Source organism: Monashia sp. HAY1-11D (assembly GCF_056868035.1).
Map to the genome: position 1 here is coordinate 2,605,582 of NZ_CP200320.1, position 20,955 is coordinate 2,626,536.

Annotated in this window: 16 protein-coding genes and 1 pseudogene; 10 read left to right on the forward strand and 7 right to left on the reverse strand. The window is 73.5% G+C overall.

Annotated elements, in window-relative coordinates:
* Positions 1–43: 43 nt before the first annotated feature.
* Positions 44–2,278, reverse strand: a complete 2,235-nt coding sequence (locus AC1VM9_RS12020; protein ID WP_483122813.1) for an NADP-dependent isocitrate dehydrogenase — start codon at positions 2,276–2,278, stop codon at positions 44–46.
* Between the two features lie 394 nt (positions 2,279–2,672).
* Here AC1VM9_RS12020 and AC1VM9_RS12025 point away from each other — a divergent pair, with 394 nt between their 5' ends.
* Positions 2,673–4,067 (forward strand): serine hydrolase domain-containing protein, encoded by a 1,395-nt coding sequence (locus AC1VM9_RS12025; RefSeq protein ID WP_483122814.1) that lies wholly within the window; start codon positions 2,673–2,675, stop codon positions 4,065–4,067.
* Positions 4,067–4,732 carry a GNAT family N-acetyltransferase gene (locus AC1VM9_RS12030; RefSeq protein WP_483122815.1) on the forward strand — a complete coding sequence of 222 codons (666 nt, stop codon included), beginning with the start codon at positions 4,067–4,069 and terminating at the stop codon, positions 4,730–4,732. Before AC1VM9_RS12025 ends, AC1VM9_RS12030 begins: the two co-directional genes overlap by 1 nt.
* A 69-nt stretch (positions 4,733–4,801) precedes the next feature.
* On the opposite strand, the gene AC1VM9_RS12035 is transcribed toward AC1VM9_RS12030, so the two are convergent.
* Positions 4,802–6,295: an MFS transporter gene (locus AC1VM9_RS12035; RefSeq protein ID WP_483122817.1), complete on the reverse strand. Its 1,494-nt coding sequence runs from the start codon at positions 6,293–6,295 to the stop codon at positions 4,802–4,804.
* A gap of 135 nt (positions 6,296–6,430) precedes the next feature.
* Between AC1VM9_RS12035 and AC1VM9_RS12040 the strand changes: the two genes are divergently transcribed.
* Positions 6,431–7,198 (forward strand): TetR/AcrR family transcriptional regulator, encoded by a 768-nt coding sequence (locus AC1VM9_RS12040; RefSeq protein WP_481344849.1) that lies wholly within the window; start codon positions 6,431–6,433, stop codon positions 7,196–7,198.
* A gap of 165 nt (positions 7,199–7,363) precedes the next feature.
* Here the strand turns inward: AC1VM9_RS12040 and AC1VM9_RS12045 are convergent, their stop codons facing one another.
* Both AC1VM9_RS12045 and AC1VM9_RS12050 read right to left on the reverse strand, forming a co-directional pair.
* The gene (locus AC1VM9_RS12045) at positions 7,364–7,669 is read right to left on the reverse strand and encodes a hypothetical protein (protein ID WP_483122818.1); all 306 of its coding nucleotides are present in this window, start codon (positions 7,667–7,669) and stop codon (positions 7,364–7,366) included.
* A gap of 37 nt (positions 7,670–7,706) precedes the next feature.
* The gene (locus tag AC1VM9_RS12050; RefSeq protein WP_483122819.1) at positions 7,707–9,788 is read right to left on the reverse strand and encodes an MMPL family transporter; all 2,082 of its coding nucleotides are present in this window, start codon (positions 9,786–9,788) and stop codon (positions 7,707–7,709) included.
* Positions 9,789–9,845: 57 nt separating this feature from the next.
* On the opposite strand from AC1VM9_RS12050, the gene AC1VM9_RS12055 reads away from it, so the two are divergent.
* On the forward strand, positions 9,846–10,370 hold the full coding sequence (locus AC1VM9_RS12055; protein WP_483122821.1) for a MarR family winged helix-turn-helix transcriptional regulator: 525 nt from the start codon (positions 9,846–9,848) through the stop codon (positions 10,368–10,370).
* Between the two features lie 51 nt (positions 10,371–10,421).
* Here AC1VM9_RS12055 and AC1VM9_RS12060 read toward each other — a convergent pair whose 3' ends face one another.
* The 3 genes from AC1VM9_RS12060 to AC1VM9_RS12070 all read right to left on the reverse strand — a co-directional run bounded on the left by AC1VM9_RS12060 (position 10,422) and on the right by AC1VM9_RS12070 (position 13,580).
* Positions 10,422–11,672, reverse strand: coding sequence for an NAD(P)/FAD-dependent oxidoreductase (locus tag AC1VM9_RS12060; RefSeq protein WP_483122822.1), 1,251 nt, complete (start codon positions 11,670–11,672; stop codon positions 10,422–10,424).
* Positions 11,673–11,831: 159 nt separating this feature from the next.
* Positions 11,832–12,602 carry a dimethylargininase gene (gene ddaH, locus AC1VM9_RS12065; protein WP_481341557.1) on the reverse strand — a complete coding sequence of 257 codons (771 nt, stop codon included), beginning with the start codon at positions 12,600–12,602 and terminating at the stop codon, positions 11,832–11,834.
* A gap of 9 nt (positions 12,603–12,611) precedes the next feature.
* The gene (locus AC1VM9_RS12070; protein ID WP_481341556.1) at positions 12,612–13,580 is read right to left on the reverse strand and encodes a LysR substrate-binding domain-containing protein; all 969 of its coding nucleotides are present in this window, start codon (positions 13,578–13,580) and stop codon (positions 12,612–12,614) included.
* Positions 13,581–13,663: 83 nt separating this feature from the next.
* Here AC1VM9_RS12070 and AC1VM9_RS12075 point away from each other — a divergent pair, with 83 nt between their 5' ends.
* The 6 genes and pseudogenes from AC1VM9_RS12075 to AC1VM9_RS12100 all read left to right on the forward strand — a co-directional run bounded on the left by AC1VM9_RS12075 (position 13,664) and on the right by AC1VM9_RS12100 (position 20,917).
* Positions 13,664–14,446 (forward strand): MerR family transcriptional regulator, encoded by a 783-nt coding sequence (locus AC1VM9_RS12075; RefSeq protein ID WP_483122823.1) that lies wholly within the window; start codon positions 13,664–13,666, stop codon positions 14,444–14,446.
* Positions 14,447–14,544: 98 nt separating this feature from the next.
* Positions 14,545–15,538: pseudogene (locus tag AC1VM9_RS12080) on the forward strand (aspartate-semialdehyde dehydrogenase).
* Between the two features lie 62 nt (positions 15,539–15,600).
* Positions 15,601–16,287, forward strand: a complete 687-nt coding sequence (tmk, locus tag AC1VM9_RS12085; protein ID WP_481341553.1) for a dTMP kinase — start codon at positions 15,601–15,603, stop codon at positions 16,285–16,287.
* Entirely contained in the window at positions 16,284–17,444 is a 1,161-nt protein-coding gene (locus tag AC1VM9_RS12090) for a DNA polymerase III subunit delta' (protein WP_481341552.1), read from the forward strand. Before tmk ends, AC1VM9_RS12090 begins: the two co-directional genes overlap by 4 nt.
* Before the next feature lie 87 nt (positions 17,445–17,531).
* Positions 17,532–19,088, forward strand: coding sequence for an alpha/beta hydrolase (locus tag AC1VM9_RS12095; protein WP_483122825.1), 1,557 nt, complete (start codon positions 17,532–17,534; stop codon positions 19,086–19,088).
* Positions 19,082–20,917: an alpha/beta hydrolase gene (locus AC1VM9_RS12100; protein WP_483122826.1), complete on the forward strand. Its 1,836-nt coding sequence runs from the start codon at positions 19,082–19,084 to the stop codon at positions 20,915–20,917. The genes AC1VM9_RS12095 and AC1VM9_RS12100 overlap by 7 nt, the downstream gene beginning before the upstream one ends.
* Positions 20,918–20,955 lie beyond the last annotated feature (38 nt).

Genomic DNA, 20,955 nt, shown 5'->3' on the forward strand with positions numbered 1-20,955 from the left:
GACCGCGATGGTCGGGTGGGCACGTCGGACGGGCGGGGGCGCGTCAGGCGAGTGCGTCGATGATCTGGTTGAGCGTTGCGGACGGGCGCATGACCTCGGCGACCTTGGCCGGGTCGGGCCGGTAGTAGCCGCCGATGTCGACCGGGTGGCCCTGGGCGCCGATGAGCTCGGCGTCGATGGCGGCGGCGTTCTCCGCGAGTGCCTTGGCGGTGTCCGCGAACGCAGCGGCCAGCTCGGGGTCGTCGGCCTGCTGTGCCAGCTCCTGCGCCCAGTAGAGGGCGAGGTAGAAGTGGCTGCCGCGGTTGTCGATCTGGCCGACCTTGCGTGCCGGCGACTTGTTCTCGTCGAGGAGGCGCCCCGTCGCCCGGTCGAGGGTCTGGCCGAGAACCTTGGCGCGGGCGTTGCCGGTGGCCTCGGCGAAGTGCTCGAGGCTGACGGCGATGGCGAGGAACTCGCCGAGGCTGTCCCAGCGAAGGTAGTTCTCCTGGACGAGCTGCTGCACGTGCTTGGGCGCCGAGCCACCGGCGCCCGTCTCGAACAGGCCGCCGCCGTCGATGAGGGGGACGACCGAGAGCATCTTGGCCGACGTGCCGAGCTCGAGGATCGGGAAGAGGTCGGTCAGGTAGTCGCGCAGGACGTTGCCGGTGACCGAGATGGTGTCCTGGCCCTTGCGGATGCGCTCGAGCGAGTAGGCGATGGCCTCGGCCGGCGCCATGATCTCGATGGTCAGGCCCTCGGTGTCGTGCTCGCCGAGGTACTCCTTGACCTTGGTGATGAGGTTGGCGTCGTGCGCGCGGTCGGCGTCGAGCCAGAACACGGCGGGCGTGCCGGTCGCGCGGGCGCGGTTGACCGCGAGCTTGACCCAGTCACGGATCGGCACGTCCTTGGTCTGGCAGGCGCGCCAGATGTCACCGGCCGAGACGCTGTGCTCGAGCAGGGTCGCGCCCGAGCCGTCGACGACGCGCACGGTGCCGGCCTCGGCGATCTCGAACGTCTTGTCGTGGCTGCCGTACTCCTCGGCCTTCTGCGCCATGAGGCCGACGTTGGGGACCGAGCCCATCGTCGCCGGGTCGAAGGCGCCGTTGGCGCGGCAGTCGTCGAGGACGACCTGGTAGATCGGCGCGTAGGAGCTGTCCGGGAGGACGGCCAGGGTGTCCTGCTCGTTGCCCTCGGCGTTCCACATGTGACCGGAGGTGCGGATCATCGCCGGCATCGACGCGTCGACGATGACGTCGCTCGGCACGTGGAGGTTGGTGATGCCGCGGTTGCTGTCGACCATCGCGAGGTCGGGGCCCTGCGCGAGACCGGCCCGGACGGCGTCCTGGACGGCGGCGCGCTGGTCGGCCGGGAGGGACTCGATCGACTTGAGCATCGCCCCGAGGCCGTCGTTCGGCGAGGCGCCGGCGGCCGCGAGCTCGGCGGTGTGCTCGGAGAACAGGCTCGGGAAGAAGGCACGGATGACGTGGCCGAAGATGATCGGGTCGGAGACCTTCATCATCGTCGCCTTGAGGTGCACCGAGAAGAGGACGCCCTCCTCCTTGGCGCGTGCGACCTGGGCGGCGAGGAAGCGCTCGAGCGCGGCGACGTCCATGTACGTGGCGTCGACGACCTCGCCGGCCAGCACCGGGAAGTCCGGCTTGAGGACGGTGACGGTCCCGTCGGCGGCGACGTGCTCGATGCGGATGGTGCCGTCGGCGTCGACGACGACGGACTTCTCGTTGTGGCGGAAGTCGCCGGCGTCCATCGTCGCGACGTTCGTCTTCGAGTCGGCGCTCCAGGCGCCCATCGAGTGCGGGTGCCTGCGCGCGTAACTCTTGACCGACGCCGGAGCGCGACGGTCCGAGTTACCCTCGCGCAGAACGGGGTTCACGGCCGATCCCTTGACCTTGTCGTAGGCGGCGCGGGCGGCCTTCTCGGCGTCCGTGGTGGGGTTGTCCGGGTAGTCGGGCAGGGCGTAACCCTGCGCCTGCAGCTCGGCGACCGCCGCCTTGAGCTGCGGGATCGATGCCGAGATGTTCGGCAGCTTGATGATGTTGGCCTCGGGGGTCCGGGCGAGCGCGCCGAGCTCGGCCAGCGCGTCGTGCCCGACGCCGGTCGCGGCCTGCTCGAGCGTCAGCACGTCCGGGAAGGAGGCCAGGATGCGGCCCGACAGGGAGATGTCGCGCGTCTCGACGTCGACACCGGCCTGCTTGGCGAAGGCCGAGACGATGGGCAGCAGCGAGGCCGTGGCGAGCGCGGGGGCCTCGTCGGTGTGCGTGTAGATGATGGTCGAGTCCAACGCGGGTGCTCCGTTCGGTGTGCTCTGGTCGTGCCGGTGGGCCGTCCGTCCATGGAAACCTGAGCCGGTCCGGCTGAGGCGCTGGGGCCTCGGCGTGGACCGCGACCACCCACCGGCAAGAAATCTTGACATCAAGATATCCGATGCGGCGCGGCCGTGGGGCCGCCGTCCCATCCTGCCGGGGTGGCCTGCGCCACGCCAGACGCCCGCCCCGCCCGACCCTCCTGCCGGGCGGCGTCCGTCGGGGACACCGTCCGCTGACGACGCGCGGTTGCCTCAGGAGTGCGCGGTTCCCCCAGCGGTGCGGCCTGCAGGCCCCACCTCTGGAGGAACCGAGCACTCCTCGGGCGAAGCCGCATCGCGGCGTCCGTGGGCGACACCTAGGCTCGGGCGGGTGAGCGCGAACCGCCCCTACCCGGTCGACCCTGCCACCGACCGCCACCTGACCCACCTCCTGGCGACCGAGCAGCGGACCAAGCGCCTGCCCTCGGTGGCGGCCGGCATCGTCCGTGACGGCGAGCTCGTGTGGTCCCGGGCCGTGGGCACGCTCGACGGACGGCCCGGTGGCAGTCCCGCCGACGCCGACACCCAGTACCGGATGGGCTCGATCACCAAGACGTTCGTCGCGGTCGCCGTTCTGCGTCTGCGCGACGCCGGCCGCCTCGGGCTCGAGGACCGGTTCGAGGACCACGTGCCCGGCACGGCGTTCGGCCACGTGACGATCGCCCAGCTGCTCTCGCACGGGGCCGGGCTGCAGGCCGAGACGAACGGTCCCTGGTGGGAGCGGACCCCCGGCGGCAGCTGGGAGGAGCTCGTCGCCTCCCCCGTACGGCAGCGGTTCCCGCAGGGGCGGCGCTTCCACTACACGAACGTCGGCTATGCGGCCCTCGGCGAGCTCGTGGCCCGCGCCCACGGCACCCCCTGGTTCGAGGTGGTCCGGCGCGACCTGCTCGAGCCGCTCGGGATGGACCGCACGACCAGCCGCCCGACCGGAAAGGCGGCGCAGGGACTGGCGGTGCACCCGTTCGCCGACGTCCTGCTGCCCGAGCCCGAGCACGACGCCGGCGCCATGGCTCCCGCCGGGCAGCTGTGGTCGACGACGCGCGACCTGGCGCGCTGGGCCGCCTTCCTCGCCGGTGACACCGGGGACGTCCTGTCCGGTGACACCCTGGCCGAGATGTGCGAGCCGCGGACGCTCAACGACCTGCCCGGCCAGGCGTGGACGGCGGCCCACGGCCTCGGCTGGCAGGTCTGGAACGTCCACGGCGTCCGGTACGCCGGCCACGGCGGTTCGATGCCCGGCTTCCTCGCCGGCCTGCGGGTGCGCCTCGACTCCGGCGACGGGGTCGTCGTCACGGCGAACGCCACCACCGGCCTCGGGCCGTTGGGACCCGCGCTCCTCGACGCGTTCGTCGAGCGCGAGCCGAAGCCGGTACAGCCGTGGCACGCCGACCCGGCAGGGCCCGCCTCGGAGCACGCGCGCCACGCCGAGCTCGGGGGCCTCTGGCACTGGGGCCCGGCCGTCGCGACGGCCCGGCTCGACGGGGAGCACCTCGTCCTCGGCGAGCCGGGTCAGGCGCGCGGCTCACGCTTCGCCCGCGCGGCGGCCGACGGGCCCGACGCGTGGGTGGGCCTCGACGGCTACTACACGGGCGAGCCGCTGCGCGTCGTGCGTCGACCCGACGGCACGGTGTCCCACCTCGACCTCGCCTCGTTCCGCTTCACCCGGACGCCGTACGACCCCTTCGGCGACGTGCCGGGCGGTGTCGACGAGGGCGGCTGGCGCTGATGTCGCCCCCGGACGTGCCACCATCCGACCTGTCGCCTCCCGACCTGTCGCGGCTCGTCTGGCCCCGGCGCACCGAGCGTCTCGTCCTGCGGCCGCTGCGTCTGGAGGACGTCGATCCGATCCACGCCTTCCGCAGCCTGCCCGAGGTCGGCGTGCACCTGAGCCACGACGTCCTCAGCCCGGACGAGGTGCGCGAACGGGTCCTCACCCGGATGGCCGGCGGGCGCCCCGACGCCCTCGAACCGACGCTGGGCCTCGCCGTCGAGGAGCAGGCCACCGGGCGCGTCGTCGGTGACGTCATGCTCCGCCTCGAGCCCTCCCACTCCATCTCGCGCACGCCTTCCCCGGCCTGGGAGGGCACCATCGGCTACGCCCTGCACCCGGACGTCCACGGTCGCGGGTTCGCCACCGAAGCTGCGGCCGAGCTGCTGCGGATCGGGTTCGTCGACCTCGGGCTGCGCCGCATCACCGCCGACGCGTACGCCGAGAACGTCGCCTCCAACCGCGTGCTTCGCCGGATCGGCATGCGCCACGAGGCGACGATCCGGGCCAGGTCGCTCGGCAAGGACGGCACGTGGCTCGACGACAACCTCTGGGCCGTCCTCCGAGAGGAGTGGCCCGGCCTCCCGGAGCCGACGAACAACGCGCCCGGGCTCGACCCCTGACGCGGCGTCCGCCGGTCGACGGCACGCGGGAAGGCGGAGCGGAGGCGGCGAGGCCCCGATGCCGCGATCTCAGTGGGCGCCGTGGTGCTCGGCCCGTCGGGGCAGGAGGAAGACGAGCAGCCAGCCGACGGCGACCATCGCGAGCGCGACCCACAGCGAGGACTGCGTCGCCGCCGTGAACCGCTCGGAGGTCGAGCCCTTCGTGGGGTCCTCGATGCCGCTGAAGAAGACCGTGCCCAGCACCGCGATGCCGAGCGCGCCGCCGATCTGCTGCACCGCCGTCAGGGTGCCCGACGCCGAACCGGACTCCTCCGGCGAGACCCCCGCGAGCACGATGTCGAAGAACGGCGCCATGAGCATGCCCATGCCGGTTCCCATGAGGACGAGCGCGGGCGCCATCGCGAGGATCGTCACCGATGCCCCGGCCGAGCCGACGACGGCGACGAGCAGCACGAGGCCGCCGGCGAGGACGATGCCGCCGAGGTGCATGAGGTGCCGGCCGAGCCGCTCGTTGAGCCCCTGGGCGATGCCGAAGCCGACCGTCATGCCGATCGCCTGGGGCAGGCCGGCGAGACCGGCGTGGAGCGGGTCGAAGCCGAGGCCGAGCTGGACGAAGAGGGTGAGCACGAGTGAGCTGCCCATGAGGGAGCCGAAGAGGGCGAGCCCGGTCAGCAGCCCCGAGGTGAAGGCCCGCTTGCCGAAGAGCGAGGGCACGACGAGCGTCGCGCGTCCGACCCGGTCGCGTCGCCGCTCGAGCACGGCGAAGGTGACGAAGGCCCCGAGCGACAGGGCGAGGAGGCCGAAGCACCACGCGGGCCAGTGCTGCTCGCGGCCCTGGATGAGGGGGACGACGAGGGCCACCATGCCCGTGGTCGCGAGCAGCGCGCCCGGCACGTCGATGCGCAGCGACCGGTCGGGCCGGGAGGCGGGCAGGTAGCGCAGGCCCGCCCCGAACCCGGCCAGCCCGATCGGCACGTTGATCGCGAAGATGGCTCGCCAGCCCAGGCCGAGGAGGTCCGCGTCCACGAGCCAGCCGGCCAGCACCGGGCCGCCCACCGACGACAGGCCCATGACCGGCCCGAAGGCTCCGAACGCCCGACCCATCTCGGCGGGCGGGAACATCTCCTTGATGAGCCCGAGGCCCTGCGGGATCATCGCGGCCCCGAAGAACCCCTGGACGACCCGGGTCACGACGAGCATCTCGGGAGAGACGGCGGCTGCGCACGCGAGTGAGGCGAGCGTGAAGCCGGCCATCCCGACGAGGAACAGCCGCCGCCGGCCGAACAGGTCGCCGAGACGTCCACCGAGCAGCAGGCCCGAGGCCATCGCCACGGTGTAGGCCGCCGTGAACCACTGGACGAGGGTGGCCGAGCCGCCGAGGTCGCGCACGACCGAGGGCCCGGCGATGACCGTGACGAGGGCGTCGAGCAGGTCCATCACCTCGGCGGCGAGGACGACGAAGAGCGCGGCCCAGCGGAACGGGTGCGCTGCGAGAGCGGGGACGGCGCCGGACGTCGGGCTGACGCCGCTCGCGGGCGGAGAGGTCGTGGTGGGGGTGCTCATGGGGCCCTCCTTGGGTCCGAAGAAGACGAACGCTGTTCGTGACGAACACCGTTCTACTAACGAACGATGTTCGCGTCAAGTACGATGTTCGTCAGGGCTCGGGACCCCGGGCCGGGTGCGAGACGAGGGAGCTGCATGAGGAATCCCGGAGCGGCCGACCTGCCCGAGGCGCCGTGGCGGCCTCGCCCGCGGACGACGCGGGCGCGCACCCCCATCTCGCTGGCGCGCATCGTCGACACCGCGCTGCGCATCGTCGACGCCGAGGGCACCGACGGCGTGACGATGCGGCGCGTGGCCACCGAGCTCGGCACCGGCCCGGCCTCGCTCTACGCCTATGTCGGTTCCCGCGAGGAGCTGCTCGTGCGGGTCCACGAGCGCGTCATCGAGGAGGTCGACTTCCCCGACTGGCGGGCGCTCGGCTGGCAGGAGGCGATGCGCGGGTTCGCCACGAGCATCCACGACGTCTACCGCCGTCACGCCGACATCGCACTGCTCAGCTTCGCCGACGTCCCGACGACCGAGCCGGCGCTGCGCGGGGCCGAGGACCTCCTGGCGGCCATGCTCGAGGGCGGCGTGCCGATGCGCGTGGCGGCCTGGTCCTTGGACCGGCTCTCGCTCTACATCGGTGCCGACGCCTACGAGGGCTGGCTCATGCAGCGCCGGTTCGGCGGTGCGACACCGGAGGAGTCCGAGAGGCGCGGGCGGGCCTACTTCGACCAGGTGGGGCAGTTCTTCGCGGCGCTGCCGCGCGACCGCTTCCCCGTGATGACGACGCACGTGGACGAGATGATGGACGGCGACGGGGAGGAGCGGTTCAGGTTCGGGATCGACATGTTCATCGCCGGCATCGCGAGCACGGTGCCGCCCGGCGCGAGCCCTCGGGCGGGGGGCAGGCAGCCCTGAGGTCCACCCGGACGTGTGAGCTCCTCCGAGCGAGTGCCGCGTGGGCCACGGGCCGGGGTGGCTCGTGGCCCACGCGGGTTCCCGTCGGGCGGGAGCGCAGGACGCCCGACGGAGCCGGTGGCGAGGGCGGCGGCGTGGCGCCGACCGGCGCTCAGGACGGCGCGGTCAGCACCAGGGGTAGACGAACAGGCTGGCGCTGCCCGCGCGGTGGTCGGCGAGCAGGAGGCGCAGCGGGATGGGGTCCGGCACGCCGCTGAGGTCGGCGCCCGGGCGGGGCGAGACGCCGACCGCGAGGGCCGTGGAGACCGGTAGCCCCTCCCGGGCGACCTGGGGGAGGACGCCGAGCGACCTCAGCGTGCCGAGCCCGGCTCGCATGCAGCCGGTGTCCTCGGCGGCGGCGGCCGACCCGGCGCTCGTGAGGGCCGCAGCGGCGACCAGGGCGAGGGTGGCGGTGGCGGTGGCGATTCTCATCGGTGACTCCTGTGTCTCCCCGAGCGTCCATGGTTTGTCAAAGGTTGACCGCACCACTGTCGACCCGTGTCGGTAGCGTGTCAATGGTTTGTACAGGGTTTGTCGCGCCACCGCGCCGCGGCCACCAGAACCGGTCGCCGAGCGCGACCGCGATCGCCGGCACGAGCAGGGTCCGGACGACGAGCGTGTCGAGGAGCACCCCGAGGCAGATGATGACGCCGATCTGGGCGAGCACCACGAGAGGCAGCACGCCCAGCACGGCGAAGACGGCCGCCAGCAGGATGCCCGCGCTGGTGATGACGCCTCCCGTCGCCGCGAGACCGCGGAGCATGCCGAGCCTCGCCCCGTGCTGCCGCGTCTCCTCCCTGGCCCGGGTCACGAGGAAGATGTTGTAGTCGACGCCCAGGGCGACGAGGAAGACGAACGCGTAGAGCGGTGCGCTGTCATCGAGCGCCTCGAACCCGAACAGCGTCGTGAACAGCCACCATGACGCGCCGACGGCGGCCAGGTAGGTCGCGACGACGGTCGACACGAGCACGAGCGGTGCCACGACCGAGCGAAGCAGCAGCCCGAGGGCCACGAGCACGAGCGCGAGGACGATCGGCAAGATGACGAACCGGTCGCGCGCTGACGCCTCGGCCTGGTCGAGGGCCACCGCCTCGGTGCCGCCCACGTGGGTCTCGGCGATGGGGGCGACCGCGGCTCGGAGCGCTCGCACCGTCTCGGCAGCATCGGGCGTGCCCGGTGCCGCCGCGATGACGGCGTCGACCTCGGTGACGCCGTCGCCGCGCGCTGTGACACGCGCGCTGGAGACGCCCTCCACGCCGGCTACGGCAGCCCGCACGCGCTCGCCGTCGCCGGTGGTGACGACCACCGCCGGGTCGGCGCTGCCGGCCGGGAACGACCGCGCGAGGCGCTCGCCGGCCGCGATGGCCTCGGGCTTGGTGAGGAACTGGTCGGACTGCTCGAGCCCGGTGTCGACCGCGAGCAGGCCGCTCGCCATCGCGGCGAGGACGACGAGCGTCACGGCGATGATCCGACGCGGGTGCGCGGCGACGCGGTCGCCCACGCGCCGCCACAGCGAGCGCCCGTCGGCGAGGGACTGCTGCCCGACGCGCGGGACGCGGGGCCAGAAGACCCAGCGGCCGAGACAGACCAGGGCGGCCGGCAGGACCAGCAGGACGAACGCCGCCGCGACGACGACGCCCACGGCGCAGGCCAGCCCGAGCCCCCGAGTCGCGGGGAAGAGCGAGAGCAGGAGGGTCAGGAGGCCGACGACGACGGTGACCGCGCTCGACACCACGGCCTCCGCGGTGCGCCGTAGGGCGAGCGACATGGCATCGCGGCGGTCCTCGTGGTGACGCAGCTCGTCGCGGTACCGAGAGATCAGCAGGAGCGCGTAGTCGGTGCCCGCGCCGAAGACGAGGACCGACAGGATGCCGGTGGTCGACGCGTCCCAGGCCAGCCCGAAGGCGGAGAGCACGTGCGTCGCGAGCACGGTGGCGACGCGGTCGGCGACCCCGACGACGACGAGCGGCACGAGCCACAGCACCGGGCTGCGGTAGGTCAGCACGAGGAGCAGCGCCACGACCGACGCCGTCGCGACGAGCAGCCGTGTGTCGGCGCCGTCGAAGACCTGTGCGAGGTCCGCCTCGACGGCGGCCGGCCCGGTGACCTGGGCGGTGAGGCCCGGCGGCAGGTCGGCGCGGGCCGTGGTGCGGATGGCCGCGACGGCCCGGCCCGTGGCCGCGGCGTCGGTGGCGGAGACGGGCACGACCACGAGCGCCGCCGTGCCGTCGTCGCTGCGCTGCACCGGGACGCGTCCGCCTCCGGGCAGGGCGGCCGCGCGGTGCGAGACCGCGACGAGGTCGGCGTCGTCGAGACGGCCGTCGTCGCGGGAGAACACGACGACGGCGCTCGAGCCCCGGACCTCGGGCAGCCGCTCCCGCAGCGCAGCGGCCGCCGCGCTGTCGGAGCCGGTGGCCAGCGCGTCGGACGTCGACGCGGTCCGGGTCGCCTCGCCGACGGCGGCGACGACGCCCGCGGCCCCGGCAAGCGCGAGAATGACGATGGCGACGGCCCACCATCGCCGAGTGATCGTGTCGGTGAGACTCTGCACCGCACACCCTCCTGACCAAGGATGAGTAACCTGGTTACTCAGAAGATTACTAAGTTGGTGAGTGACATTAGCACGAAGCGACGCGTCGCCCCGTCGACCCCCGCCGCGGGGAACCCCGACGTACCCGAAGTGGGACTCGTGCCCGGCGTGCCGCAGTGGCGCACGACGCCGACCCTCGCGGCCCTGCAGGAGCTCGTCGAGGTGTCCGAGACCGTGCCCGGCGTCGTCGCGCGTCAGGCGGGCCTGTCGACCTCGGAGCTGCACTCCCTGCGCCACCTCATGCGCGGACCCTTGGGGCCGGTGGAGCTCTCGCGTCTGCTCGGGGTCACGTCGGCGGCGTCCTCGGGCGTCGTCGACCGGCTCGTCTCACGCGGGCACGCCGAGCGACGCTCGCACCCGGGCGACGGCCGGCGCACCGAGGTCGTCATCACCGACAGCGGGCGCGCCGAGGTGCTGGCCCGGATGCGGCCCATGTTCGAGTCGCTCGCCGCGCTCGACGCCTCGCTCGCCGACGACGAGCGCGTCGTCGTCGAGCGCTACCTCCGCGGCGCCATCGACGCCATGACGGCGCTGACCCGCTGACCCGCTGACCCGCTGACCCGCCGACTCGCCGACCGTCCGACCCGAGCGACGTCAGGACAGGTGCGCGTCGACGGCCTCGGCGGCCCGCTGGCCCGACACGAGCGCGCCCTGGATGGAGGCGGTGTCCCGGTGGTCGCCGCAGACGAACAGGCCGTCGCCGAGCTGGACGGGGGAGCGCACCTCGAGCGGGGGAGCCGTGAGCGGGAGTGCGGCGTCGACGCGGTGCCGGGTCACGGTGCGCCACCCGCTCGTGCCGCGACCGTAGATCTCGCCGACATGGCGCAGCACCTCGGCCTCGGACGCGTCGCCGTCGGGCCGGTCGAGCAGGCACGTGGCCTGGACGAGGTGGTGCGTCGGTGGCGCGTAGCTCGGGGCCGTGGCCGACAGGACGGCGGTGTTCCACACGGGCCCCGGCGACGTGTTGTCCTTCCGGCGGCCGTCGAGCGCGACGAGCGGAAGGTCCGTGGGCGGCTCGGGCGCCTCGAACCACCAGGTGACCAGCCCCCGGGTCGCCGGCTCGGGCAGCGGGGTCAGGTGCGCCGCGCCACCCGGGTCGGTCGCGACGACGACCGCCCGTGACGCCAGCCGCGTGCCGTCGACGCGCACGTCGACGCCGCCGCCGGCCGCGTCGATCGACTCGACGTGGCTGTGCAGCCGGACGCGGTCACCGAGCGGGCTCGCGAGCTGCCTGGGCAGTTCCTCCATCCCCGTCGCCGGGACCGCCGGACGCCCGAGCGCGAACATGCGCACCAGGAGCTTGGTGAAGTTGGCCGAGCTGATGCCGTGGCTGTCGACGAGGACCCCGGCGAGGAACGGGTCGATGACCTCGTGGCGCAGGCGTCCGGTGAGGCCGGCGTCGTCGAAGGACTGGGCCAGTGTGGTGTCGGGCTGGCGCAGGACGGTCTTCGGGTCGGCCATGACGCGGGCCGCCCACCGGGTCGCGCCGGCGAGCTCGCGCGGGTGCAGGTAGCCCGAGCGGATGGTGCGCGCGAGGAGCCTCGGCTCGCGGACGGGGTCGGCGACGACCTGCAGGCCGTCGGTGCGGCGCACGAGGACGCCGGAGCCGAACGGCTTGAGGTCGAGGGCGGCGACGTCGACCCAGCGGCGCACCGCCGGGTAGGCAGGGTTGAGCACCTGGAAGCCACGGTCGCAACGGAACCCGTCGACGACGTCGGTGCGGACGCGACCGCCCACGGCGTCGCTCGACTCGAGGACGATGACGTCGCGACCGAGCTCGGTCAGCCGCCGTGCGCACCTGAGGCCTGCGAGTCCAGCACCCACGACGACGACGTCTGCGTCCACGGAAGGATCACCCCACTGCTCGAGTCCGGTTCCCCGCTCGGCAGCCTAGACCTGCACGACGGGCGAGCCGAGGCCGGACCCGCTCCGCCGGTCGGCCGCGGTCAGCCGCGGTCAGCCCGGTCGGCCCGGTCAGCCACGGTCAGCCACGGTCGGCCGCGGTCAGCCGCGGAGGCGGACCGACAGGCAGGTGACGCAGCCCTCGAGCTTCTCGAACTCGGAGATGTCGACGACGGTGACGTCGAGCCCCCGCTCCTCGAGCTCGTGGGCGGTGCGCGGAGCGGCCGCCGACATGAGCACCGACTGGCCACCGAGCAGCACGACGTGGGCGCCGGCCTCCTCGCGGACGGGCACGAACGCGTCCCAGACCGAGGGGTCGTCGACGAGCGGGGGATAGCCGATGACGCTGCCGTCCGGCAGGGCGGTGACGGCCGACTTCAGGTGCAGGACGCGCGTCACCGGTACCGGCACCACCTCGACGCGGTTGCCGGCCAGCGCCGCCGCGAGCTGCCGGACACCCTCGTGGTTCGTCCGTCCGCCCACCCCGACCCACACGTACCGCCCGTGCTTGAGGACGTCGCCGCCGTCGAGCGTGCCCGGCGCCGTGACCTCGACGACCCGGTAGCCGTGCACCTCGACGGCCTCGCGGACCCCGAGGCGCTCGGCGCGTCGCTCGACGGCGCCCGAGCGGCACAGCACCGCGACGTCACCGTGGACGACCACCTGGTCCTCGACGAAGACGCCGTCCGGTGCATCGTCGACGGGTGCCACCTCCTCGAGGCGCCAGCCGCGCCGCCGCAGCACGTCGCAGTACTCCTGCCACTGGAGCAGCGCGAGCCCGGCATCGACGCGTGGTGCGCGCTCGATGTGCGTCACGAGGCCGTCCGCGAGTCGGGGCGAGGGACGGCGGACGAGCGCGAGGCGACGATGCACGCGCTCACCCTAGGGGGCGAGCGTCGGCTTCTCCTCGGACAGGGCGCTGCGCCACCACTCCTGCGTCTGGGCCGTGTGGGTCAGCTGCTCGCGGTAGGCCGACCCGGCGGCGCGTGCACAGCGCTCGACGTCGGGTTCGTCGAGGGCTCCCCGACGCCACCGCAGCACCCGCCGGGCGGTGATCGGCTGCCCGGTGAGGGGACGCAGCACGCCACCCGGAGGTGCCGACGCCGTCGGCACCGCGAACGAGACGGCCCGGCCGGCGACGACGGCCGGCCACAACGGGCCGAGGTCGTGGGGACCGTACGTCGAGCGCAGCCTCATGCCGAGGCGCGCGACGACGGCCGCCGTCGCCGCGCTGCCCGGGTCGATCTCCGAGGGCGGCAGGATCCAGTCCTCGTCGGCGAGGTCGGTGATGTCGACGCACCGTCGACCGGCGAGGGGGTGCGAGGCGGACAGTGCGACGAGCAGCGGCTCCCGCTCGACGACGGCACGCTGGCCGAGCATCGGCAGGTCCGACGGCGGCGCGGCCGCCAGCACGACGACGACGGCGACGTCGACGCGGCCGTCGACGAGGGCCTCGGTGGTCGTCGTGCCGGGCAGCGGCGGCACGGGCATGAGGGGGCGCTGGATGTCGGTGGCGTAGGCCTGGCCGACGAAGGAGCTGAAGAAGCGCATCGAGTCCGAGGAGATGCGCAGCGGTCCCCGGGCCGACGCGCTGGAGCGGATGTCCTCGCGCAGCCCGGCCAGCTCGTCGAGGACGGCCCGGGCCCGTGCGACCACGCGCTCGCCGACCGCCGTGCACTCGACGCCCGACCCGGTCGCCCGGAAGACGGTGCAGCCGAGGAGCCGCTCGATGCGCAGCACCTCCGAGCCGAGCACCGACTCGGCGACCCCGAGAGACGCCGCCGCTGCGGGCACGCTGCCGTGCCGGGCGACTGTCGCGACGACGCGCAGGTGACGGACCTCGAGCTCCACGCCCCCGAGGGTAGGGCGCGCGCCGACCTCGTGGTCTTCAATGGAGTTGACCCTCACGTCACGTGAGGCACCACGCTCGACCCATGACCACGAGGACGAGGCAGGAGATGACCACCTGGACCGTGGGCCGGGTCGCCGACGTCTTCGGCGTGACGGTGCGCACCCTGCACCACTACGACGAGATCGGCCTGCTCGTGCCGAGCGAGCGGTCGGCGGCCGGCTACCGGCTCTACACCGACGCGGACCTGACGCGCCTGCAGCAGGTCGTCGTCTACCGACGCCTGGAGCTGCCGCTCGAGGAGATCGCCGCGCTGCTCGACGGCGGCGAGGACGCGGTCACCCACCTGCGTCGTCAGCGCGACGCGGTCATGTCCCGGCTCGACGAGCTGTCCGGCATCGTCGCGGCCATCGACCGAGCACTGGAGAGAGAGATGAGCAACCAGCCTGCCACGCCCGAGGAGATGAAGGAGCTCTTCGGCGACGGCTTCAGGGACGAGTACCAGCAGGAGGCGCAGGAGCGCTGGGGCGAGACCGACGCCTGGAAGCAGTCGGCGGCCCGGACCAGGGGCTACACCAAGACCGACTGGCAGCAGGTCAAGGCCGAGATGGACGCCGTCAACGCGGCCTTCGTCGCGGCCATGGCCGCCGGGGAGCCGGCGACGAGCGAGGCGGCGATGGACGCCGCCGAGCAGCACCGTCGGCACATCGCCGATCGCTTCTACGACCTCGACCACGACGTCCACCGCGGCCTGGCCGACATGTACGTGGCCGACGCGCGGTTCACGAGGACGTACGAGGACGTCGCGCCCGGCCTCGCGCAGTACGTCCACGACGCGATCCACGCCAACGCCGACCGGCACGCGTGACCGAGGAGTGAACGCGGCCCGGGCCCCGTGGGCCCGGGCCGTAGCCTTGTGACATGCGAGTCGGTGTCTTCGGTGCAACTGGTCAGGTCGGCGGGGTCATGCGCACGCTCCTCGAGGAGCGTGACTTCCCCCTCGACGACGTGCGGTTCTTCGCCTCGGCGCGTTCGGCCGGCACGACGCTGCCGTTCAAGGGCCGCGACGTCACCGTCGAGGACTCCGCCACGGCCGACTTCTCCGGCATCGACATCGCGCTGTTCTCCAACGGTGGCGCGGCGAGCAGGGAGCTCGCGCCGAAGGTGGCGGCGGCCGGCGCGGTCGTCGTCGACAACTCGAGCGCGTGGCGCAAGGACCCCGAGGTCCCCCTCGTCGTGTCCGAGGTCAACGCGTCCGACCTCGACACCATCCCGAAGGGCATCGTCGCCAACCCCAACTGCACGACGATGGCCGCGATGCCGGCCCTCAAGCCGCTGCACGACGCGGCCGGCCTCGTGCGCCTGCACGTGAGCAGCTACCAGGCCGTCAGCGGCTCCGGCGGCAAGGGCGTCCAGGAGCTCGACCGCCAGCTGCGGGGCGCCTACGCCGCCGGCGACCCGGCCGGCCTCGCGCTCGACGGCCGTGCCGTCGAGGTTCCCGAGGCGCAGGTCTACGCCGTGCCGGTGGGCTTCAACGTCGTGCCGCTCGCCGGGTCGGTCGTCGACGACGGGTCGCTGGAGACGGACGAAGAGCAGAAGCTGCGCAACGAGTCGCGCAAGATCCTCCACGCCCCGGAGCTTCCGCGTGTCCGGCACCTGCGTCCGGGTTCCCGTCTTCACCGGCCACAGCCTGGCGATCCACGCCGAGTTCGAGCGCGACATCACCCCCGACGAGGCCCTCGACCTGCTCAAGAACGCGCCCGGCGTCGTCGTCACCGACGTGCCGAACCCGCTGGAGGCGGCCGGCCGGGACGAGGTCCTCGTCGGCCGCGTGCGCGCCGACCAGGCCGCGCCCGAGGGCAAGGGGCTGGTCCTGTTCGTCGTCGGCGACAACCTGCGCAAGGGCGCGGCCCTCAACGCGGTCCAGATCGCCGAGGAGCTCCTCGCGCGCCGCAGCTGAGGCCTGCGAGCCGCGGGGCACCGACCGGCCGGGTGTCCCCGGCCTCGCATAGGCTCGGGGCCGTGACGGAGAACCTCGCGGCCGCGACCCCGGTCGGCCCGGACGGCCCGCACGCTCGTCCGGACGGCACGGATGCCGGGCTCTTCGTCTGTTTCGAGGGTGGTGACGGGGCCGGCAAGTCGACCCAGGTCCGGCTGCTCACCGAGGCGCTCGAGCGACGCGGACGCCGGGTCGTCGTGACGCGACAGCCCGGCGGGACGCCGCTCGGGCAGCAGATCCGCGACCTCGTCCTGCACGGCGACCACATGTCGGCGCGGGCCGAGGCGCTGCTCTTCGCCGCCGACAAGGCGCAGCACGTCGAGACGCTCATCCGCCCGGCGCTCGCCGAGGGCGCGGTCGTCATCACCGACCGCTACGTCGACAGCTCGGTCAGCTACCAGGGTGCCGGCCGCGAGCTCGGTGCCGGTGAGATCCGCGACCTGCAGCACTGGGCGGTCGGTGGTGTCCTGCCCGACGTCACCATCGTCCTCGACGTCGCGCCCGAGGTCGGGCGTGCCCGACGCGGCGACGTCCACGACCGGCTCGAGTCCGAGGCCGACGCCTTCCACGCGGCCGTCCGCCAGGGCTACCTCGACCTCGCCGCGGCCGACCCGGCCCGGTACCTCGTCCTCGACGCGTCCGACCCGGTCGAGTCCCTGCACGCGGCCGTGATGGCCCGCGTCGACGTCCTGCTCGAGAGCCGCTCATGACCGTCTGGCGCGACCTCGTCGGCCAGGAGCCGACCATCGAGACGCTCTCGAGGGCGGTCCGCGACGAGTCGGCCATGACGCACGCGTGGCTCTTCACCGGGCCGCCAGGGTCCGGGCGGTCAACGGCCGCAAGGGCGTTCGCGGCCGCGCTCCAGTGCCCGCAGGGCGGCTGCGGTGAGTGCGTCGAGTGCCGCACGTCCCTCGACGGCACCCACGCCGACGTCAAGGTCGTCGCCACCGAGGGTCTGTCGATCAAGGTGGCCGAGGCGCGCGCCCTCGTCCAGGAGGCGGCCCTGCGCCCGTCGGTCGGGCGGTGGCGCATCATCATCATCGAGGACGCCGACCGGCTCACCGCGTACACCGACGCCCCGGCGGACGCCCTGCTCAAGGCCCTCGAGGAGCCGACGCCGCGCACGGTCTGGATGCTGTGCGCCCCGAGCCTCGAGGACGTCATCGTCACGATCCGCTCGCGCTCGCGACACGTGCGTCTGCGAACCCCGCCCGTCGAGGCCGTCGCCGAGCTGCTCGAGCGGCGTGACGGCGTCGAGCCGGCCATGGCCCTCTACGCGGCGCGTGCGGCGCAGAGCCACATCGGCCTGGCCCGCCGCCTCGCCCGCGACGAGCAGGCCCGCATCCGGCGTCGCGACGTCATCGGCATGGCCACCAGGATCGTCGGCGTGGGTGATGCCATCGGCGCCGCCGCCGACCTCGCGCAGATCGCCGAGGAGGAGTCGTCGGCCTCGAGCACCGAGCGTGACGCCGCCGAGCGCGCGCGGCTCATGGAGACCCTCGGCGCCGACCCCGGCGCCCGCGTCCAGCCGCCGCACATCCGCGCGCAGCTGGCCGCCCTCGAGCGAGAGCAGAAGACCCGCGCCACGCGGCACGGGCGCGATGTCATCGACCGCGCGCTCGTCGACCTCGCGTCGGTGTACCGCGACGCGCTCGTGACGCGGCTCGGCTCGGACGTCGGTCTGGTCAACCCCGACGCAGCCGACCGGGTCCGGGGTCTGGCCTCCGTCTTCACGGCTGAGCAGCTGCTCGGGGCGATGGACGCGATCAGCGAGGCGCGCGAGCGCATCAACGCCAACGTCCAACCGCTGCTGGCCCTCGAGGCGATGGCGCTGCGGCTGCGGCTGCCGCGCGACCTCGGCATGTGAGCCCTGCCACGACGGCGCGTCCGGCCCACGCCCACGAGCCGGACGCGACCGCCGGTCGCTCCCGCGGGACCGGTTACCGTTTCGGGCATGACGACACGCCCTGCCGCCATCGCCCGAGCCCTCCTCGCGACGACGGTGACCGCGGCGCTCGTCCTCACCTCGGCGGCGTGCGACCGGTCCGAGCCGCCGGTGCCGGGGTCGACCCGGTCCGGGCTGGCCGAGGCGACCGCCGCCCCGTCGCCGCAGCTCTCGCGCTACTACACGCAGAAACTCGACTGGACCACGTGCGGCTCGGCCCAGTGCGCCGACCTGACCGTCCCTCTCGACTACACGGCGCCCGACCCGTCGACCGACCTGCAGATCAAGGTCGTCCGGGTCCGGGCGCGTGACCAGCAGCACCGCATCGGCTCGCTGCTGGCCAACCCCGGCGGCCCCGGCGCCTCCGGCGTCGACTACGTGCAGCAGGGCGCCGACACCATCGTCGGCCCCGAGGTGCGCAAGTACTTCGACCTCGTCGGCTTCGACCCGCGCGGGGTCGCCCGGTCAGAGCCCATCGACTGCCTCAGCGACAGTGCCATGGACGCCTACCTCGGCACCGACACGACGCCGGACGACGCGGCGGAGGAGCAGGCCCTGCTCGAGCAGAACAAGGCGCTCGCCGCCGGGTGCGTCAAGGACAAGCCGCAGCTCGTCAAGCACATGTCGACCGGCGAGGTGGCCCGCGACATGGACGTGCTCCGCGCGGCCGTCGGCGACCGGCAGCTGAACTACCTCGGCAAGTCATACGGCACCTTCATCGGCTCCACGTACGCCGACCTGTTCCCGCAGCGCGTCGGCCGCGTCGTCCTCGACGGCGTCGTGCCGCCAGACCTCACGGACAAGGAGCTGGCGGCCGGCCAGGCCAAGGGCTTCCAGATCGCGACGAACGCCTACCTCGCCAGCTGCGTCTCGGAGGGTGACTGCCCCCTCGGCGACACCGTGCCGGCCGCCGCCAAGGCCCTCGACGCGCTCTTCGCCCGGCTCGACCGCGACCCCCTGCCGACCGGCGACGCCACGGTCCCGCACCTCAACGAGGCGTGGGCCCGGCTCGGCGTGGCATACGCCCTCTACGACCAGGGAGCCTGGGGCATCCTCACCCAGGCGCTGCAGGAGGCAAGGTCGGGCTCGGGGCAGACCCTGATGCAGCTGGCCGACGGATACGCGAGCAGGCACCCGGGCGGCGGCTACGATGGCAACCTGCTCGAGGCCATCAACGCCGTCAACTGCCTCGACCGGCCCGACAGCCCCGACCTGTCGACCTACGAGGGCTACGCCAGGGAGTTCGAGAAGACGGCCCCGACGTGGGGCGCGTCGCTGGCCTGGGGCGCTCTGCCGTGCGGCATCTGGCCGGCGAGGTCGGCCGACCAGCCGCACGAGGTGCGGGCTCCGGGCGCCGACCCCATCGTCGTCATCGGCACGACACGCGACCCCGCCACGATCTACGAGTGGAGCAAGCGCCTGGCCGACCAGCTGGAGAACGCGTCGCTCATCACCTTCGACGGCGACGGCCACACGGCCTACGGTCGGAGCAACGCGTGCGTCGACACGGCCGTCGACGCGTACTACGTGCAGGGACGCGTTCCCGAGGACGGACTGAGATGCTGAGCGACACCCCCGGCGGGCCCGACCGGCCCGAGCCGGTCGGGCCCGACGCGGCCGGTGCCCCGGTCCCCGAGGACCTGCCGGAGGCTCCGTCGCGGCCCTTTGCGGCGCTGCCGGCGGCCTATGCGGCACCGCAACCCTCGGACGCACCGCCGCCCGCGGACGCACCCGGTGGCCCCGGTGAGGCGGGCGCGCCCCCGCTCGTGGGGCCGCCTGCCGTGGGCCGCTCGCGAGCCCGCGTCGCGGTGGCAGCGGTGGCCGTGGCCGCCCTCGTCGCCGTCGTCGGCCTCGTCGCCTGGCGCGTCGCCAACCCCGTGGCACCGAGCGCGCAGCAGGTCACCCCGCCCGTCGCTGCGGGGTCGGCCTCGCCGACGTCGGGAGCGCCGCCCGGCGCGACCCGACCGGCTCCGGGCAGCTACCCCGCCCGGCTCGCCGCGTTCTACACCCAGCAGGTCGCGTGGAAGGGCTGCAGCGACAACCCGCGTCAGCTGTGCGGGACGATCGAGGTGCCGGTCGACTACGCCAAGCCGCAGGGTGACCGCTTCACGCTCGCGCTGCGCAAGGCCCCGGCGACCGACCCGAGCCGACGCGTCGGGTCCCTGCTCATTAACCCGGGCGGCCCCGGGGGCTCCGGCGTCGAGTACGCCCAGTACGCGTCGTTCGTCTTCTCCCCGAAGGTCCGGGCCGTCTACGACATCGTCGGGTTCGACCCGCGCGGCATCGGCCAGTCCGACGCCGTGTCATGCCTGACCGACGCCGACATGGACCGGCTCTTCAGCACCGACCCCACGCCCGACACCCCGGCGGAGCAGAAGGCCATACGGACCACGGCCGACTCGGTGGCGCGCAGCTGCGTGGCCCGTGGTGGCGAGCACGCGCTGCACATGAGCAGCACCGAGGTGGCCCGTGACATGGACGTCATGCGCGTCGTCTTCGGCGACGCGAAGCTCAACTTCTTCGGCGGGTCCTACGGGACGTTCCTCGGTGCCATCTACGCCGACACGTTCCCGGACAAGGTCGGACGCATGGTGCTGGACTCGGCGGTGTCGCCCAACCAGACCGACGCCGAGGAGATGACCTACGACATCCAGGGCTTCGAGGCCTCGATCGACGCCTTCATCGACTGGTGCGTCGCCCGTCCCGACTGTGCCCTCGGCTCGGACAGGGCGGCGGCCCGCGGCCGGATCGCCGACCTGCTCGACGCGGTGGAGCGGCGCGGCCTGGCCACGAGCAAGCCGGGCCTGACCCGCATCGGCGAGGGTTGGGTCGGCTTCTCCATCTTCATGTGCCTCTACAGCGACTCGTCGTGGCCGACGCTGAACCGGGGTCTGGCGCAGGCGTTCTCGGGGCGTGGCGACATCCTGCTCGCCAAGGGCATGTCGGTCGTCGAGCGCAGCGCCACGGGCAGGTACGCGACGAGCAGCTACCTGCAGGCGATGCTGCCGGTGCGTTGCGCCGACTGGCCCCGCTCCAAGGACACGCCCGCGTCGCTCGCCGAGCAGACCCGGCTGAAGAAGGCCCATCCGCTCTGGGCGAAGATGACCGGCGCGATCTACGACAGCTGCGCCGCCTGGCCCACACCGGGCCGGACGCCGAAGGGGACGACGCTCGCGGTCGGCGCCGCGCCCATCCTCGTCATCGGCAACGAGCGCGACCCCGCCACCCCGATCGGCGGCACGAAGCAGCTCGCCAAGGACCTCGACTCGGGCGTTCTTCTCACTTCCGACCACGACGGACACGGCACCTACTACGCTGGCAACTCGTGCGTGGACCGGGCCGTGGACGGCTATCTCGTGCAGGGGACGGTGCCCAGGGACGGCACGACCTGCTGAGCCGACTCGTCGCCCCCCTCACCGCGGCCGCGGTGCTG